The organism is Streptomyces sp. NPDC127092 (assembly GCF_042722475.1).
Taxonomy (GTDB): domain Bacteria; phylum Actinomycetota; class Actinomycetes; order Streptomycetales; family Streptomycetaceae; genus Streptomyces.
Genome location: NZ_JBHXFE010000005.1, coordinates 1 through 17031, shown reverse-complemented (window position 1 = coordinate 17031; position 17031 = coordinate 1). Strand labels below are relative to the sequence as shown.

Sequence of the window (17031 nt, the reverse complement as noted above, 5' to 3'; positions counted from 1 at the left end):
CCCGCGGTGTCGTGCTCAGGCCGGCAGCAGTTCGCCCGCGCCGCCGTGCTCCAGGGTCTGGCCGGGGAAGCCCGCCGCCGGGAGGCCGGCCGGCGGACGCATGCCCGGGAGGCGGAGCTCGATGATGCCGCGGACGGCCGGCCACTCCTCGTCGAGGACGGAGTAGAACGCGGTGTCGCGGACCACGCCGTCCAGACCGCGGGAGTGGGCCCGGCGCACCCCTTCACAGGTCGCGCCCAGGCGCTCGATCGCGACGCGGGAGCGGGTGTTGCGGGCGTCGGCCCGCATGGAGATCCGGCGCACGCCCCAGGACTCGAAGGCGTGGCGCAGCATGAGGTACTTCGCCTCGGTGTTGACGCCGGTGCCGCGGGCCTCGCTGGAGATCCAGGTGTTGCCGATCTCCGCGGCGTCGGGGACCGAGGTCAGCGGGTCGCCGTTGGGCACCCCGGTGACCGGCGGCCAGATGACGGGTCCGCGCCAGTAGTCGAGTTCCAGGAAGCGGGTGGAGCCGAGGACCCGGCCGGTATGGGGGTCGACCATGGCGAAGGGCAGGGCCCGGCCGGCCGCCTGTTCGGCGAGGGCGCGGGCGATGTAGTCGCAAGAGGCGTCAAGGCCGTGGGGCACGGAGGTGTAGGCATAGGCCGCACGATCCAGTGCGCCCGCCCAGGCGATGCCCTCGGCGTGGCGCATGGCCAGCGGTTCCAGGCGCACGGTGCGCCCGGGCAGGACTACAGGTACTGGCACGGGACCTCGGGTCTTTCACGGGCAGGGGTCATCGCACGCCGGATCGCGGCGACGATGAAAGGGAGGGGTTCCCGCCCGTTGCCGACCGCTTCGCCCAAGGGGAAAAGGGCAAGTGAAACGGTTCGCCATCGGTGGCGGGAGGAACAGTATGCAGCCCCGACGGCCCCGAGAACAGAACCCCACACGAACCCGCGCGCACAGCTGAGTGAATGTCCGGTTTACCCCATCCCCCGTTCGGCCCAGCAGGGCCCGGAAGGGCCCCGGCCAGGGCCTTTCCGCCGCCCCCGCCGAGGGTTCCCGGCGCAGGGCCCGGAGAGGCCCGGGCAAGGCTCTAGGAAGCGGCTTCCGCGCAGGCCGGGTGGCCCCAGCCGTCGGGGTTCTTGGTGATGGTCTCGCCCTTGCCATACGGCTGTCCGCAGCGGCAGCGCCCGGGGAACCTGGCCTTGAGCGAGGGAGCGGTGGAACCGGAGCGCGCCCCGGCGCGCGCGGGGCGGGAGGCGCCGGTCGCCTTGCGGGGCCGCTTGGCGGCGGCGGGGCGGGCGGAGGCGGGCTCCGGCGGGGGCAGCGGGGAACCCGCGGCGGAGCCGGCGGGCTGCTGGCTGCGGGCGGTGTGGCTGGCCGCGCGGTCGGCGGCGTCGTTCAGCGGGTCGCCGTCGACCTGGTGGGCGGGGGTGTAGACGAACTCCACGCGCCGGTCGGCGAGCAGTTCGTCGATGCGCACCACCAGCTCCTTGTTGGCGACGGGCGTGCCGGCCGACGTCTTCCAGCCCTTGCGGCGCCAGCCCGGCAGCCAGGTGGTGACGGCCTTCATCGCGTACTGCGAGTCCATCCGCACCTCGGCGGGCACGGCGGGGTCCAGGCGCTCCAAGAGGCGGAGGAGGGCCGTGAGTTCGGCCACGTTGTTGGTCGCGGTGCCGAGCGGCCCGGCCTCCCAGTGGGCGATCTCGCCCGCCTCGGTCCCGATGACCCAGGCCCAGGCGGCCGGCCCGGGGTTCCCCTTGGACGCGCCGTCGCACGCCGCGATGATCTTCTCTGTCATCCTTCGATCCTGACATGCGCCGGGACCGGTCACGGACCACCCCGCACGGCTCCGAGCCGCGCCACCTCGGCCTCGAGCACGTCCCTGCCGATGGCCTCGGCACGGGTCGAGGGCACGGTGCAGGCGTACGCCCCGGCCACGCTTCCGTACAGGGCGCAGGTCCGGGCGGGTGCGCCGGCGAGCCAGGCGTGGAGGAACCCGGCGGCGAAGGCGTCGCCGGCACCGTTGCTGTCGACGACCGGGGCGGCCGGGGCGACGGCGGGCACGTGGACGGGCTCGTCGTCGGCGCGGGTGAGCAGGTGGGCGCCGGCGGCACCGGCGGTGGCGACGGCCACGGAGGCCCGGCCGCCGGCGAGGATGTCGCGCAGGGTGCGGGCGGGGTCGTCGAGGGCGGCGGCGGAGACGAAGACGAGGTCGGCGCCGAGCGCGAAGGACCGGTGATAGGCCGCCTCGCCGTCCCAGTCGTGCAGATCGGTCGAGACCGTCACGCCGGCGGCGCGCAGCTCGGGCAGGGTGTGCGCGCAGGGCTGGGTGAGCGAGACGTGGACGTGCCGGCTACGGGCGGCGAGGGCGCGCACGGTGTCCGGAGGGAGCCGGTCGTCGTCGTGGCCGCGGGTGGCGTCGTAGAGGGAGAGCCGGCGCCCGTCGGGTCCGACGAGGTTGACCGCGCGCTTCGTTCCCGTGGCCTGCCGCACCTCGGTGAAGGGGATGCCCTGTTCGCGGTGGAAGGCGCGGACCAGGTCGCCCTCGGGGTCCGCGCCGAGCATGTCGAGGTGGTGGACGCGCCTCCCGAGCCGGTGCAGGCCGAGGGCGACGAAGTCCCCGGTCTGCCCGGCCCGGGTCACGATCCCGGTGCCGATCATGTGGCTGTCGGCGAGCGGCAGGGGCAGCTCGGGGACGTAGACGATGGTGTCGACGCCGGCTCCGCCGAGGACGAGGACGTCGATGTCGGTGTCGGTGGGGGTGGCGGAGCCGGCGTCGAGGACCGGGGCGGAGGCGGTGGGGGCGGGGTCGCCGGCCGTGGCGGTGTCGGTGCTCATGCCGGGCAGTCAAACAGCGCCCCAAGGCACCCCGCAAGATCTTGCAAGAATTTTCCGCAAGGGCGGGCGGCGAGAGGAGCGGGCCGGGTCAGCGGCCCAGTTCGCCGTCCAGCCACTGCAGGACCTCCGGCGTCACCGCGTCGGTGATGTCCGCGAACTCCTCGTGCTTCTTCAGGAACTTGGCGACGTACGGGCAGACCGGGACGATCCGCATGCCGGTGGCGCGGACGTCGTTCAGCGCCTGCTCGACCAGGATCGAGGCGAGGCCCTGTCCCGCGTAGGCGTCGTCGATCTCGGTGTGGAAGAAGACCCGCCGGTCGCCCCGGTCGCGGTACGCGGTGAGGCCGGCGCGCTCCTCGGCGACCAGGATCTCGTAGCGGTGGCGTGCGTCGACGCGCCGGACGACCGGCGCGGCCGGCTGCCCGGCGCCCTCCGCCTGCTCCACGTGCGCGGTCTGCTCGGTCTGCTCGGTCATGACGGGCCTTCCGGTCGGGGCTGCGGTGGCGACGGCGTCCGAAGACCCGTGTCGGTCCCGGCCTCGCCGAATCCGGTCAGTATCGCAGCAGCCGCGCACCCCGTCCCCCGGTCCCGGCGCGCCGGGAGCACACTGGCAGGAGGGGCGGGAAGACCGGCGAGGGAAGAGGTGCCCCTGATGCGCAGAAGCCGCTCGCTGACGCGGTCGCGCTACGCCCCGGACCGGGGGCTCACGGCCCGCATGACGACGACCATGTTCCTGATCGGGCTGCTGTACGTGGTCTTCGTCGGCGTCCTGCTGGTGCTGCTGCGCGGATCCTGGCCGATCGTCCTGCTCGTCGCGGGCGGCCTGTTCGTCGGGCAGTTCTGGTTCAGCGACCGGATCGCGGCGCTGGGCATGGGTGCGCGCGAGGTCAGCCGGGAGCAGGCGCCCGAGCTGCACGGCACCGTCGACCGGATCTGCGCGCTCGCCGACATGCCCAAGCCGAAGGTCGCGATCGCCGACAGCGACGTGCCCAACGCCTTCGCCACCGGCCGCGGCGAGAAGACCGCCCTGGTCTGCGTCACGACCGGACTTCTGCGGCGGCTGGAACCGGAGGAGCTGGAGGGCGTGCTCGCCCACGAGATGTCCCACGTGGCCCACCGCGACGTCGCGGTGATGACCATCGCCTCGTTCCTCGGCGTCCTGGCCGGGATGATGACCCGCGTCGCGCTCTACAGCGGTCTGGGGCGCAGCCGTGACAGCAACGCGGCCGCCGCCCTGATCCTCGTGCCCGTCGTCAGCGGCGCCGTCTACGTGCTCAGCTTCCTCCTCACCCGGATTCTCTCCCGCTATCGCGAGCTGGCCGCCGACCGGGCCGCCGCGCTGCTCACCGGCCGGCCGTCGGCGCTGGCCTCGGCGCTGACCAAGGTCAGCGGTGAGATGGCCCGGATCCCCACCCGGGACCTGCGGAAGGCCGAGCCGTACAACGCCTTCTGGTTCGCACCGGCCTTCTCCTCGAAGGAGAGCCTGGGCCGGCTGCTCTCCTCCCACCCCACCCTGGAGCAGCGGCTCGACCAGCTTTCCCGGATCTCGGCACGACTCGGCGAGGTCTGAGCGCGGTGGGCCTCCTCGACGCCATCCTCGGGCGCAGCAGGCCGGTGCGTCCCGACCTCGACCGGCTGTTCGCGCTGCCGGCCGCGGCCCTGACCCTGCAGGCCGGCACCGGGTACGCGCCGACCGGCGCGGGATCCGTGTGCTTCGCCGGGGTCGAGGGCGGTGCCTTCACCCGGCTGAAGGAGGAGGTGCGGGAACTGCTCGACGTCGACGAGAAGGCGGGGGCCGCTCCTGTGGCGTTCAGCCGTGACGCGTACGGCTACACCTGGCTCTCCGCCCGGCGCCCCGCCGACGACCTGGTCACGCTCGTGAACGACCTGCACGCGGTGAACACCCTGCTCCAGGAGGCCGGTTTCGGCCCGCACCTACTCTGCTCGCTCACGGGGTTCCGCGCGCCGGGCGCCGCCCACGACCTCGCGCTCGTCTACCTCTACAAGCGCGGGACCTTCTACCCCTTCGCGCCCCGGGCGGACGGCACCGAGGCCCGCGACAACGCCCTGGAGCTCCAGGTCAGAGGGCTGCTGGCGGGTGACCTCGCGATGGAGTCCGATCTGGAGCGCTGGTTCCCGGTCTGGGGCGCGCCGGGGCTCGGCGGGGCGGGACCCGAGGGCGCGGGCCGCGGCGGTGCCGGCGGGGCGGGCTGACGGCTCCCTTCACGGGCCCGGAAAGGTCCTCTGACCAGCGCCGACGGAACCGGAGCGGTCCGCGGGGGCGTCCTCGGCAGCGACCGCCGCTTCCGAGCTCAGCAGAGGAACACCCCGCATGACCTACCGATTGCGCCCCATCAGCCGTGCGGAGCATCTGGCCTTCGTCGCGGCCCGCCCGTCGGTGAGCCATATGCAGGTCCCGTCCTGGGCGGACGTGAAACCGGACTGGCGGGCGGAGAGCCTCGGCTGGTTCGACGAGGGCGGGCAGCTGGCCGGCGCCGGACTGGTGCTGCTGCGTCCGCTGCCGAAGCTGCGGCGGTATCTGGCCTACCTGCCCGAGGGTCCGGTCATCGACTGGGACTCGGCCGATCTGGCGCAGTGGCTGCGGCCGATGCTGGCGTATCTGAAGGGCCGGGGTGCCTTCTCGGTGAAGATGGGTCCGCCCGTGGTGGTGCGGCGCTGGAGCGCCGAGGCGGTCAAGGAGGCGATCGCGGACCCGGCGGCCCGGCGGCTGCGGGACGTGACGGCCACGGAGCAGGAGCCGCGTGCCGTCGGCGTCGCCGACCGGCTGCGGCACATGGGCTGGCAGCAGAGCGAGCCCGGTGGCGAGGACGGCTTCACGGCCGGCCAGCCCCGCTACGTGTTCGAGGTGCCCTTGGCCGGCCGCACGTTGGAGGAGGTCCGGGGGGACTTCAGCCAGCAGTGGCGCCGCAACATCAAGAAGGCGGAGAAGGCCGGCGTCAAGGTCGTCCAGGGCGGCTACGAGGATCTGCGGGACTTCCACCGGCTCTACGTCGAGACCGCCGAGCGCGACCGCTTCGTCCCGCGCCCCCTGGCGTACTTCGAGCGCATGTGGACGGCGCTGACCTCCGAGCACCCCGACCGCATGCGGCTCTACCTGGCCCACCACGAGGGGGAGGTGCTCGCGGCCGCGACGATGCTGACCGTCGGCGAGCACGTCTGGTACTCGTACGGCGCCTCCACCGGCCGCAGGCGGGAGGTCCAGCCGAACAACGCCATCCAGTGGCGGATGATGTGCGACGCCCACGAACGGGGCGCGGCCGTCTACGACTTGCGAGGCATCACCGACATCCTGGACGAGGGCGACCACCTGCTGGGCCTGCTCCGTTTCAAGGCCGGCACGGGCGGCCGGGCCGTCGAGTACCTCGGCGAGTGGGACTTCCCGCTGAACCGGCTCCTGCACAAGGCCCTCGGCCTGTACCTGTCCCGCCGTTAGCGCTCCGGCGGACGGTGGGCCGCGACCGTGCGCCTCAGCACGCGGTGTCCCACTCGTGGAGGGCCCGGAGGGCCGCGGTGCGGAGGGTCGGGGTGACGGGTGTGACGGGGGTCGGCGTGAGGAGGTAGTCGGCCACGGGGGTGAGGAGCAGGGGCGTGTCGGGCGCCGGGGTGAGCAGACGGGACTCGTCCCAGGTGTGGCGGATGACGGTACGGCGCAGGAGGGTGCCGTGGCGGGTCGCGAGGCGTCGGGTGGTGGCCTCGGCGCGGCGGCGTCGTTCGGGGCCGAGCTCGGGGGTGAGCGCGGCGCGGACGGCGGCCAGCGCTCCGAGCGGCAGATGGCCGGCGGCGTGGTCGAGGAGGGTGGCGGCCTCGGGGGCCAGGCGGTAGGCGGCCAGGACGGCGGCGGTCTCGGCGGGTTCGAAGGGCTGGCCGGTGAGGCCGGCGACGTCGAGGACGGTGACGGGACCGGGTGTCCGGGCCGGCTTCCGCAGGCGGGTCTCGGCGAGGGCGATGAGGCACTCGACGTGCTGGTCGGCGACGAGGTAGGGCCGGACGGGGACGGTCGCGCCGTCGCCGGGCAGGGCCGCGGTGGTGAGGTGGACGCGGTACCAGGGGTCGGCCAGCGGGTCCTCGGCCGGCCAGTGGACGGTGACGGCCGTGTGGTGGGGCCGGTCGCCAAGCAGGGACACGTCGATGTGCTCCACCGGGTGGTCGGTGACCAGCCGGATCACGGCCTGCCACAGGGCGGCCTGGTCGGGGGCGACGAGGTCGAGGGTGCCCAGCGGCCGGAGGAGCCCGGCCGGGTAGTAGCCGGCGAGCGGCAGGCCCCGGATGGCGCGGACGCCGGTGGACCGGGCGAGTTCGGCCGCGAGGCGGGCGTAGTGGGCGGCGCGGTCGCGGGCGCGGCGGAGTTCGGCACGGGCCGGCTCGCCCATCCGTACGCCGTCGCGGGCCAGGGCGGACAGCACCAGGTGGGGCAGGTGACGGCCGGCCCGGGCGCGGTGGAGCAGTTCGGCGGGCCCGTCCGCCGGGTCGGTGTCGAGCAGCCGGTACAGCAATGCGGTGTTCACGGACATCCGCCTCCGAATGTATGGTCAGGCCCGGCGCCACCGGCGGCCGAGGGGGCGGGCGGGCGGTGCCGTTCCGTCTCCGGCGGGCCCGCGGCACGACGATTCTGACCGGCGGGGTTCAACGCCTGATCACCACAGACTCAACAGACCCGACAGGCTCTCGACACCGAGTGCGACGCTGTGGTTAAAAAGGTCACACAAAGGCTGACATGTGCGCCGAACGGGGCGGCCACGGTCTGGGGCGGGTGGGGGCAGGATATGGGCGATCTCCGTTTCTCGTTACTCGGTCTGATGCGGGCTCACCGCGGGGTGACTCCGCTCAAGGTGGGAAGTCCGCAGCAGCAGGCGATGCTGGCCGTTCTCCTGCTGCGGCCGGGGTACTCGGCGAGCGCCACCGACCTGATCGCCGCGCTGTGGGGCGAGGAACCGCCGAGCGCGGCGATGACGACGGTGCGCACGTACGCGTGGCGATGGCGCAAGATGCTGGACGCGGGTGACCCGGGAGGGGAAGAGGAGGGGGCGAGATCCGGCCACGGCGGCCGGCAGGCGTCGAGCGTGCTGGTGTCGATGGGCGACGGCTACCGGCTGGTGCTGCCGAAGCTCGCCGTCGACGCGGCGCAGGCGGAGTCACTGGCCGCCGAGGCGGAGCGCACCGCGCGCACCGACCCGCTGCGCGCCCGCGACCTGCTGAACCAGGCGCTGGAGCTGTGGCAGGGCGAACCGCTGACCGGCATCCCCGGACCGTTCGCGGAGCGGCACCGGCAGCGCCTCGAGGAGCTGCGGCTGACCCTCCTGGAGGAACGGATCGGGCTCGACCTGGCCCTCGGCCGCCACTCGCGGTGCATCCCCGAGCTGACCGCGCTCACCACCGAACACCCGCTGCACGAGCGGGCGTACGGGCTGCTGATGCGGGCGCTGTACCAGGCCGGGCGGCAGGCGGACGCGCTGGCGGTCTACCGCGGGGCGCGGCAGCTGTTCCTCGCGGAGCTGGGCGTCGCGCCCGGCGCGGAGCTCGACCAGCTGCACCGCAGGATCCTGGAGGGCGATCCGGCGCTGGCCGCGCCGGAGCCGGCCCCGGTGGCCGGGGCGACGGCGGTGAGCCAGGGGCCGGTGCCGGCGGCGGGAACGGATGCGGGAGCTTCGGCGGAGGCCGAGGGGCAGAAGGACACGGGCGTCGTCCGGGGCGGCACCGGCGAGGTGGCTTCCCCGGACACGGCCGGTTCCCGGGCGGACGAACCGGGCGGCCACCGGGAGGAAACGGACGGCGGGCGGCGGAGGGACGGCCGGAGCGAGCAGGGCGGCCGGGAGGCGCCGGCCGGCAGGCCGGCCGCCGCGCCGCCACGGCCGGCCCAACTGCCGCCGGACGCGGCGGACTTCACCGGTCGGACGGCACCCGTCCGGGTCCTGCACGAGGCGCTCGGTGCGCCGTCCGCGCAGGCCCTGGTGATCGCCACCGTGGTCGGCATGGGCGGCGTCGGCAAGACGGCACTCGCGCTGCACGTGGCACACCGGGTGCGGGAGTCCTATCCGGACGGCCAGCTGTACGTGGACCTGCGCGGCTCCGATCCCGTACCGGCCGATCCGGAGGCGGTGCTCAGCGGGTTCCTCGTGGCGCTCGGGGTGTCGGGCGACGCGGTGCCGGACGGTCTCGACGCGCGTTCGGCGCTGTTCCGGTCCGTGGTGGACGGGCGGCGGCTGCTGCTGGTGCTGGACAACGCCAAGGACGCGGCGCAGGTCCGGCCGCTGCTCCCGGGTTCGGTCGGCTGCGCGGTCCTCACCACCGGGCGCACCCGCCCGGCCGGGCTGCCGGCCACGGTGCAGGTCGACCTCGACGTGTTCCAGCCCTCGGAGGCACTGGCCCTGCTCGGCCGCACCATCGGCGAGGAGCGGTTGGCCGCCGAGCGGGAGGCGGCGCTCGACCTCGTGGTGGCCTGCGGGTATCTGCCGCTGGCGGTCCGCATCGTGGCCGCCCGGCTCGCGGCCCGGCCGGGCTGGACGGTGGAGACGCTGAGCCGCCGGCTGCACGTGGAGCGGCGGCGGATCGACGAGCTGCGGATCGGTGACCTCGCGGTCGCCGCCGCCTTCGAACTGAGCTACCGCCAGCTGACCGCGGACCAGGCGCGGGCGTTCCGTCTGGTCGCCTCGGTGGACGGGCCCGACATCGGGCTGCCGGCCGCGGCGGCGCTGCTCGACCTCGACGAGTACGACGCCGAGGACCTGCTGGAGGCGCTGGTGGACGTGGCGATGGTGGAGTCGCCCTTCCCGGGGCGGTACCGGTACCACGACCTGCTGCGGGCGTTCGCCCGGCGGCGCCCGGCGGAAGAGGGAGGCGCTGCCCCGGCGGGCGACGCACCGGCGGGCGGGGAGGCGGTGGCGGCCCGGGACCGGCTCCTCGACCACCTGCTCGCCACCGCCTGCACCGCGTTCCAGCACGCGGTTCCGGGCGATCCGGCGGCGGGCGCGCTGGGTCCGGCCCGCTCCCCCGGCGTACCGCTGGCCGGGTGGGCCGCCGCGCGCGAGTGGGTCGTGGCGGAGCGGGCGGGCGCGGCGGCGCTCGCGGCCCAGGTCGCCGCGGACGCGGGCGCGGGAACTCCGGCGGTCACGGCGGCGGGCACGCCGGGAGGTGTCGGGTGCACCGCCCTGCGTGCGGCGATCGACCTGCTGATCGCGCTGACCCCGTTCGTCCTGACCCCGCCGAGCCGGCAACTCGCCACCACCGCCGACGCGCTGGCGGAGGCCGCGACGCGGCACGGCGACGTGCGGGCCGCCGGACGGGCCCATTTCCTGCGTGGGAACGTCGCCCTGGCGGCGACCCGCCTCGACGCGGCGGAGGCGGCGGCCCGGCAGGCGGTGGACGCGGCGCGGACGGCCGGCGACACGGTGATCCTGCGGCAGGCACTCAACGACCTCGGGCTGATCTGCCAGTTCCTCAGCCGCTTCGACGAGGCGGTGAACCACTACGACGAGGCGCTGCTGCTCGCGAACGAACTGGGGCACCGGTCCGGTGCCCTGGTGACGACCGTGAACGCCGCGCTGGCGCGCGTCCGCAGCGGTCGGGCGGCGGAGGCGGTGGAGATCTGCCACGAGGTGCTCGCGGAGCTGCGGACCCGGCAGGACGATCCGGGTCGGGCGTACACGCTGTACGTCCTCGGCCTGGCGCTGCACGGACTCGGGCGGCACGAGGAGGCGGTGACCTGGTTCGGCGAGTGTCTGACGGTGGCGACGGGAGCCGGTCTGCGGGACCGGGCCGCGCACGCGCGCTACCGGCTGGCGGACAGTCTCCGCTCGCTCGGCCGGGCCGACGAGGCCCTCGACCACGCCGGTCAGGCGCTGGTGCTCTGCGAGGAGCTGGGGGCGGAACGGGACCAGGCCCAGGCGCTGGTGGTGCTGGGCCGCTCGCTGGCGGACCTCGGGCGCGGGGCCGAGGCGGGGGCGCGGTTGCGGCAGGCGTACGAGATCTTCTGCCGGCTGGGACTTCCGGAGGCCGCGGAGGTGGCCGGGCTGCTCCAGGAGCCGGCGTTCGCCCTGGTCGATCCCTGAGTCTGTGGAGAAACGGTACTGCTCGGTGGTACGGCCGTCGTTCAGGAACCGGTGCTGTTCCAGTCCGTGTCGTCGGTCGGGGTGGGGGTCGGGGCCGGGGCCGGCTGGGTGGTGGACGTGCCGGTCGCGGCGGGACCGTCGGCCATCGCCGTACCGGTGGCGCCGAGGGCGATCACCGCGCCGAGGCCGAGGGCCCCGAGGGCCAGGCGGATCCGGGTGGCACCGAGGGTGTTCGCACGCTTGGCCATGACTGCTCCCTAGGACGTCTTCCCTGATGGGAAGGGGTTTTTGCGGGGCTTCCGGAGTGCTCCGGGCTGATGGGATCAGCATGGCAAGGCACGTTCAACGGCCGATCGACGTACGAGCACCGTACGTCGATCGGCCTCGTTGATCGGGGCGTTGATCGGGGCGTTGATCGGGGGCGTTGACCGGGGGCGTTGACCGGGGGTGGCGAACGCGGGTGTCGACTGCGCGCGTCGACTGCGCGTGTCCACCGCGGGTGTCGACCGCCGGTGTCGACCGGGGCGGTGACCGCCGGTGTCGAACGGGATCAGACCGCCTCGCGGATCTCGAGCGTGCAGCACTTCACGCTGCCGCCGCCCTTGAACAGCTCGGAGAGGTCCGCCCCGACCGGCCGGAACCCCCGCTCGCTGAGCCTGGCCGCCACCCCGGTCGCGGCCTCCGGCAGCACCACGTTCAGACCGTCGCTCATGACGTTGAGCCCGAACACCTCCGCGTCCGCCTCCTCCACCAGCACCGCGTCCGGGAAGAGCCGGCGCAGCACCGCGCGGCTGCCCGCCGAGAACGCGCCCGGGTAGTACATGACCTCGTCGGTGTCGAGCACGCTGAGCGCCGTGTCCAGGTGGTAGAAGCGCGGGTCCACCAGGTCGAGACCGATCACCGGGCGGCCGAGGAACTCCTGGGCCTCCGCGTGCCCGGCGGAGACGCTCCGGAAGCCGCGCCCGGCCAGCAGGTAGCTGCCGGTGAGGAGCAGGTCGCCCTCGCCCTCGTTGACGTGCACCGGGTCGTGGGTGACGAAGCCGTTGGCCCGGAACCACTCCAGGTAGGCGGGGCCCTCGGCGGCCCGCTCGGCGTTGCGGAACCGGGCGCCGAGCACCCTGCCGTCGACCACGGTCGCGCCGTTCGCCGCGTAGACCATGTCGGGAAGCCCGGGCAGCGGGTCGATCAGGTCGACGCGGTGCCCGAGGTCGGCGTACAGCTCGTACAGCCGCTCCCACTGGAGGACGGCGAGGTCGGTGTCGACCGGCTTGGCCGGGTCCATCCACGGGTTGATCGCGTAGCTGACCTCGAAGTGGGTCGGACGGCACATCAGGAAGCGGCGCGGACGGGCGATGCGGGTCACGGGAGGCTCCGTAGGGGTGGAAGGGTGAAGGTGAGGTCGAGGGTGAGGGTGGTGGTTCGCGGACGAGCGCGGATCCGGGGGACGAATCTGGTCGCCGCGGGTGAAGACGAGGGGTGGGGCTGCGGGTGGCGCCGGGAAACACCGGGCGGCGGCCGGGATCCGTCCGGCGGATCGGCAACCCGGACCGGGCCGTGCTCCGCCGGACGGAGGCCGGGTGCGTCAGGACTCCGCCGGGCGTTCGGGGAAGCTGCGCATCGCGCGCAGCGGGCTGGCGAGGAGCACCATGCCGGCGGAGAGCAGCACGCTCGCCATGATCCAGATGGTGGTGCGGGCGCCGAGCACCTCGCCGAGCCAGCCGCCGAGCAGGGCTCCCAGCGGGATCGCGCTGAAGTTGACGGTCGAGGCGCTGGCCCGGATCCGTCCGATCATCGCGGGCGGGCAGTACGCCTGGTAGAAGCTGCCGGCGATGACGTTCCCGGCGATCACTCCGCAGACCGCGACGGCCCAGGCGACGGCGCTCACCGCCAGCGGCAGGCGCTCTCCCGCCAGCGGCAGCAGGAGGATGAACGGCGCGCCGGCCAGCTCGCAGAGGAGCAGCCCCCGTGCCGTGCCGAAGCGGCGGGCGATCCGCCCGGCGAGCGCCGCTCCGGCAAGGCCGCCGACCGACACGACCGCGAACACCGCCCCGACGCCGCCGGGTGTGACGCCCACGCTGCGGATGAGGAAGACGGTCTGCACGGCCTGGATGCCGTTGAGGCCGAGGTTGCCGACGGCCGCGAAGCTCGCGAGCGTGCGCAGGTACGGGTCGCGCACCAGGAAACGGACGCCTTCGCCGATCTCGCGCAGGATCCCGCGCCGTTCGGAGACCGCCGGCGGCTTCTCCTCGACCTTGAGCGAGCCGACGCAGACCGCCGCCACGAGGTAGGTGATCGCGTCGGCGAGCAGTCCGCTGACCGCACCGAACGCCTGGGAGAGCAGTCCCGCCAGGCCCGGTCCCGCGATCTCCGCCGCCGCGTCACCGGAGCGCAGCTTGACGTTGGCCTCCAGCAGGTCCTGCTTGGCGACCAGTGCGGGCAGTACGGCGCTGTTCGCGGTGGACAGGAACACCTTGACCGCTCCGGCGAGCAGGGCCACGACGACCAGCTGGGCCATGGTCAGCACGCCCAGCCAGGCGGCGACCGGCACGCTGCCGAAGAGCAGCAGCAGGAGGAGGTCGCAGACCAGCATCACCTTCAGCCGGGGCCAGCGGTCCACCCAGGCGCCCGCGAACAGGCCGAGGAAGAGCCACGGCACCCAGGCGGAGGCGGTCAGCAGGCCGACCGTGAACGGCGAGGCCTCCAGGGTGACGACGGCCACCAGGGCGAGGGCGACGTTGCCGACCGCGGTGCCGAGGCCGCTGGTCGTCTCGCCGATCCAGAGCCTGCGGAAGTTGCCCTGTGCCCACAGGCCCCAGCGGCTTCTCCGCGGCGGTCGCGTCGCCGGCGGCGAGGAGGGGCCGGGGGACGGCGGCCTGACGGAAGCGGTGGTCATGGCGGGTCACTCTCCAAGCTTCTCGGCCAGCACGGCGGCGATCCGTGCGAGGGGCTCCGGCCGCGTCATGGCGCCGTGCGTGCAGGGGATGCGGTGCTCCTCGACGCGGCCTTCGACGTACGGGCCCCAGGCCGCCGCGTAGGGCCAGTCGGCGGGCTTGTCGAGGGTGGCGCCGAAGAAGACGGCGTCGCCCCGGTAGCGGTCCGGCACGTGCTCGGCCATCAGCTTGCGGTGCAGCTCGAACACGTCGGGCAGGACGCCGGCGGCCTCGCCGAGGAGTGCGGTGAGGTCGGCCGCGCCGCGGGCGCCGGCGGGGTCGTGGCCCAGCGAGGCGAGCAGTTCGGCGAGGGTGTCGACCGGGTCGTCGCCGGGCGACGGGGTGCCGGCGGCGGCGTACCGGGCGGGGTCGGCGGGCAGGCCGTCGAGCAGGGCGAGCAGGGCGACCTCCTGGCCGGCGGCCTGGAGGGCGACGGCCATCGCCTGGGCGACGACTCCGCCGAAGGACCAGCCGAGCAGGTGGTACGGGCCTTCCGGCTGGACGGCGCGGATCTGCCGTACGTAGTCCTCGGCGATCTCGGAGACGGAGGACGGTGCGGTCGCTCCGCTCAGTCCGCGCGCCTGGAGGCCGTGGACCGGACGGTCCGGGGCGAGGTGGCGCAGCAGTCCGGAGTAGACCCAGCTGACGCCGGCGGCCGGGTGGACGCAGAACAGCGGGGCCTTGGTGCCACCGGCGCGCAGCGGGAGGAGCACGTCGAGGGCGCTGCGGGCGTCGGTGGTGGCCGCGTCCGAGGGGTCCCGGTCGACGCGCCGGGCCAGGGCGGCCACGGTCGGGGCTTCGAAGAGGGCCCGTATGCCGAGGTCGGCGCCGAGCGCGGTGCGGATCCGGCCGAGCAGCTTCATCGCGAGGAGGGAGTGGCCGCCGAGGTCGAAGAAGCCGTCGTCGACGGAGACCGGGTCCGGGAGTCCGAGGACCTCGGCGAAGAGCTCGCAGAGCACTTCCTCGTGCGCCGTCCGGGGTGCGCGGCCGGTGGGCGAGGCGGAGAAGTCCGGCGCGGGCAGCGCGCGCCGGTCGACCTTGCCGCTGACGGTCAGCGGCAGCGCGTCGAGCCGGACGACGGCTGCCGGGAGCATGTAGCCCGGCAGCGACCCGGCGGCGAAGGCCCGCAGTTCGGCCCCGTCGAGCGGTCCGTCCGCGACGACGTGGGCGACCAGGCGGGGCCCGGTGGTGTCGTCCTCGTGGACGGTGACGGTGGCGGCCTGGACCTGCGGGTGCCGGGTGAGCACGTGCTCGATCTCGCCGAGTTCGATCCGGAAGCCGCGGATCTTGACCTGGTGGTCGGTGCGGCCCAGGTAGTCGGTGTTCCCGTCGCGGGTGCGGCGGACCAGGTCGCCGGTGCGGTACATCCGCTCCCCCGGTGCGAACGGGTCGGCGACGAAGCGCTCGGCGGTCAGCGCCGCGCGGCCGAGGTAGCCGCGGGCGAGGCCCGCGCCGGCCAGGTAGAGCTCGCCGGGGACGCCGGGCGGCACGGGGTTCAGGTGTTCGTCGAGGACGTAGGCGCGGGTGCCGAGGGCGGTCCGGCCGAGGGCCGGGCGCTCGGTGGCGGCGAAGGGCTGGGCGAGCGCGTCGACGGTGGACTCGGTGGGTCCGTAGAGGTTGTGGGCGACGGTCGCCGGTGCCTCGCGCAGCCGGTCCCACAGGGACTGGCCGACCGCCTCGCCGCCGAGCAGCAGCACGCGCGGGGCGCCCGAGGCTGTGGGAGCGTCCAACAGGCCCTCGTCGACGAGCTGTTCGGCGTAGGACGGGGTCACCTCCAGGACGTCGACCGACTGCTCGCGGACGTGCCGGACGAGGGCGGCGGCGTCGCGGCGGACCTCGTCACCGATGAGGTGCAGCTCGTGGCCGGAGGCCAGCCAGAGCAGGCCGTCCCAGGAGGCGTCGAAGCAGAGCGAGGCGGTGAGCGCGACGCGGCGGCGGCCGTGGCGCCGCTCGGCGGCGCCGATCGGGCCGGTGGCGGAGCGGTGCGAGGCCAGCAGCGCGGCGATCGAACCGTGGGTCACCACCACGCCCTTCGGCCGGCCGGTGGAGCCGGAGGTGTAGATGACGTACGCGGCGTCGGAGGCGACGACGCGGTGCGGCGGGTCGCCGGCGGCGGAGCGGCGGCCGGCCTCGGCCGCCGGGTGTGCGCCGGACGCCGGGTCGGTGGTGGGCGCCGGGTCGGTGGTGGGCGCCGGGTCCGTGCTCAGCGCCGGGTCCGTGTCGTACGTCGAAGCGGTGCCGTACGTCTGGTCGGTGCTGGGCGCCGGGTCCGTGTCGTCCACCGGTGCGGTGGTCAGGGCGGGCAGTTCGGCGAGCAGTTCGGGCAGGGGCCAGCCGTCGCCGGTGACGACCAGGGCGGGCGCCGCGTCGGCGAGCATGGCGGCGGTGCGGTCGGCCGGGTACTCGGCGTCCAGCGCGAGCGAGGCGGCACCGGACTTGAGTACGGCGAGCAGCGCGACCACCGTGTCCGCGGAGCGCGGCAGGGCCAGGGCGATCACCGAGTCCGGTCCGGCGCCCGCAGCCGTCAGGCGGTCGGCGAGGCGGTCCGCACGGTCGTTCAGTTCGGCCCAGCTCAGTCGCACGTCCCCGGCGACGAGGGCGGTCGCCTCCGGGGTACGGGCCGCCTGGGCCTCGAAGACGGCGGGCAGCAGCGGCACCTCCGGCGGCAGCGCGTCAGCACTGGCGACGAGCTGCGCGCGTTCGGCGGCGGAGAGGAGGTCGATGCGGCCGACGGGCCGGTCGGGACGGGCGGCCGCGGCCGAGAGCAGGCGGCCGAGGCGGACCGCCAGGGACTCGACGGTCTCCCGGTCGAAGAGGTCGGTCGCGAAGTCGATCGCGCACTCGAGTCCGGCGGGCGCGCCGGCGGCGTCGAACGACTCGCCCATGGCGATGGAGAGGTCGAACTTGGCCACGTACCCGCCGACCGGTTCGACGGTGGCGGCGAGCCCGGCCAGGTCGAGCGGCGCCCCTTCCGGGTCGCCCTGGCCGCCGCCCTGGAGCAGCAGCATCACCTGGAAGAGCGGGTGGCGGGCCAGCGAACGGGCCGGGTTGAGCTCCTCGACGAGGCGCTCGAAGGGCACGTCCTGGTGGGCGTGGGCGTCGAGCTGGGTCTCGCGGACCCGGTGGAGCAGTTCGGCGAAGGTGGGGTCTCCGGAGGTGTCGGTGCGCAGGACCAGGGTGTTGACGAAGAAGCCGACCAGGTCGTCCAGGGC

Annotated in this window: 13 protein-coding genes; 4 read left to right on the top strand and 9 right to left on the bottom strand. The window is 74.6% G+C overall.

Features of this window, described 5'->3' with window-relative positions; translation table 11 throughout:
- Nucleotides 1-15: 15 nt before the first annotated feature.
- From ACFWJO_RS05670 to ACFWJO_RS05655, 4 genes are all read right to left on the bottom strand, one after another.
- Nucleotides 16-744, bottom strand: a complete 729-nt coding sequence (locus ACFWJO_RS05670) for a GNAT family N-acetyltransferase (protein WP_384412661.1) — start codon at nt 742-744, stop codon at nt 16-18.
- A gap of 331 nt (nt 745-1075) precedes the next feature.
- The gene (locus ACFWJO_RS05665; RefSeq protein ID WP_386863542.1) at nt 1076-1783 is read right to left on the bottom strand and encodes a ribonuclease H; all 708 of its coding nucleotides are present in this window, start codon (nt 1781-1783) and stop codon (nt 1076-1078) included.
- A gap of 29 nt (nt 1784-1812) precedes the next feature.
- Nucleotides 1813-2823, bottom strand: coding sequence for a PfkB family carbohydrate kinase (locus tag ACFWJO_RS05660; protein WP_386863541.1), 1011 nt, complete (start codon nt 2821-2823; stop codon nt 1813-1815).
- An 88-nt stretch (nt 2824-2911) separates the two neighbouring features.
- On the bottom strand, nt 2912-3298 hold the full coding sequence (locus ACFWJO_RS05655; RefSeq protein ID WP_386863540.1) for a GNAT family N-acetyltransferase: 387 nt from the start codon (nt 3296-3298) through the stop codon (nt 2912-2914).
- Nucleotides 3299-3475: 177 nt separating this feature from the next.
- Between ACFWJO_RS05655 and htpX the strand changes: the two genes are divergently transcribed.
- From htpX to ACFWJO_RS05640, 3 genes are all read left to right on the top strand, one after another.
- Nucleotides 3476-4393: a zinc metalloprotease HtpX gene (htpX, locus tag ACFWJO_RS05650; protein WP_386863539.1), complete on the top strand. Its 918-nt coding sequence runs from the start codon at nt 3476-3478 to the stop codon at nt 4391-4393.
- A gap of 5 nt (nt 4394-4398) precedes the next feature.
- The gene (locus tag ACFWJO_RS05645) at nt 4399-5037 is read left to right on the top strand and encodes a hypothetical protein (protein WP_386863538.1); all 639 of its coding nucleotides are present in this window, start codon (nt 4399-4401) and stop codon (nt 5035-5037) included.
- A gap of 118 nt (nt 5038-5155) precedes the next feature.
- Nucleotides 5156-6277, top strand: coding sequence for a lipid II:glycine glycyltransferase FemX (locus ACFWJO_RS05640; RefSeq protein ID WP_386863537.1), 1122 nt, complete (start codon nt 5156-5158; stop codon nt 6275-6277).
- A gap of 34 nt (nt 6278-6311) precedes the next feature.
- Here the strand turns inward: ACFWJO_RS05640 and ACFWJO_RS05635 are convergent, their stop codons facing one another.
- The gene (locus tag ACFWJO_RS05635) at nt 6312-7355 is read right to left on the bottom strand and encodes a hypothetical protein (RefSeq protein ID WP_386863536.1); all 1044 of its coding nucleotides are present in this window, start codon (nt 7353-7355) and stop codon (nt 6312-6314) included.
- 342 nt (nt 7356-7697) lie between these two features.
- Between ACFWJO_RS05635 and ACFWJO_RS05630 the strand changes: the two genes are divergently transcribed.
- Nucleotides 7698-10889 carry a BTAD domain-containing putative transcriptional regulator gene (locus ACFWJO_RS05630; RefSeq protein ID WP_386863739.1) on the top strand — a complete coding sequence of 1064 codons (3192 nt, stop codon included), beginning with the start codon at nt 7698-7700 and terminating at the stop codon, nt 10887-10889.
- 41 nt (nt 10890-10930) lie between these two features.
- Here the strand turns inward: ACFWJO_RS05630 and ACFWJO_RS05625 are convergent, their stop codons facing one another.
- The 4 genes from ACFWJO_RS05625 to ACFWJO_RS05610 form a co-directional block, all read right to left on the bottom strand.
- Nucleotides 10931-11137, bottom strand: a complete 207-nt coding sequence (locus ACFWJO_RS05625) for a hypothetical protein (protein WP_386863535.1) — start codon at nt 11135-11137, stop codon at nt 10931-10933.
- Between the two features lie 302 nt (nt 11138-11439).
- Nucleotides 11440-12339, bottom strand: a complete 900-nt coding sequence (ddaH, locus tag ACFWJO_RS05620; protein WP_386863738.1) for a dimethylargininase — start codon at nt 12337-12339, stop codon at nt 11440-11442.
- 132 nt (nt 12340-12471) lie between these two features.
- Nucleotides 12472-13782 (bottom strand): MFS transporter, encoded by a 1311-nt coding sequence (locus ACFWJO_RS05615; RefSeq protein WP_386863534.1) that lies wholly within the window; start codon nt 13780-13782, stop codon nt 12472-12474.
- A 6-nt stretch (nt 13783-13788) separates the two neighbouring features.
- The coding region (locus ACFWJO_RS05610) for an amino acid adenylation domain-containing protein (RefSeq protein WP_386863533.1) at nt 13789-17031 on the bottom strand (3243 nt) is incomplete at its 5' end.

Excerpts from the sequence above, each read along its gene's own strand:
- ACFWJO_RS05665 (WP_386863542.1), bottom strand. The coding sequence starts at position 1,783 with ATGACAGAGAAGATCATCGCGGCGTGCGACGGCGCGTCCAAGGGGAAC.
- ACFWJO_RS05660 (WP_386863541.1), bottom strand. The coding sequence starts at position 2,823 with ATGAGCACCGACACCGCCACGGCCGGCGACCCCGCCCCCACCGCCTCC.
- ACFWJO_RS05655 (WP_386863540.1), bottom strand. The coding sequence starts at position 3,298 with ATGACCGAGCAGACCGAGCAGACCGCGCACGTGGAGCAGGCGGAGGGC.
- htpX (WP_386863539.1), top strand. The coding sequence starts at position 3,476 with ATGCGCAGAAGCCGCTCGCTGACGCGGTCGCGCTACGCCCCGGACCGG.
- ACFWJO_RS05640 (WP_386863537.1), top strand. The coding sequence starts at position 5,156 with ATGACCTACCGATTGCGCCCCATCAGCCGTGCGGAGCATCTGGCCTTC.
- ACFWJO_RS05635 (WP_386863536.1), bottom strand. The coding sequence starts at position 7,355 with ATGTCCGTGAACACCGCATTGCTGTACCGGCTGCTCGACACCGACCCG.
- ACFWJO_RS05630 (WP_386863739.1), top strand. The coding sequence starts at position 7,698 with ATGCTGGCCGTTCTCCTGCTGCGGCCGGGGTACTCGGCGAGCGCCACC.
- ACFWJO_RS05625 (WP_386863535.1), bottom strand. The coding sequence starts at position 11,137 with ATGGCCAAGCGTGCGAACACCCTCGGTGCCACCCGGATCCGCCTGGCC.
- ACFWJO_RS05615 (WP_386863534.1), bottom strand. The coding sequence starts at position 13,782 with ATGACCACCGCTTCCGTCAGGCCGCCGTCCCCCGGCCCCTCCTCGCCG.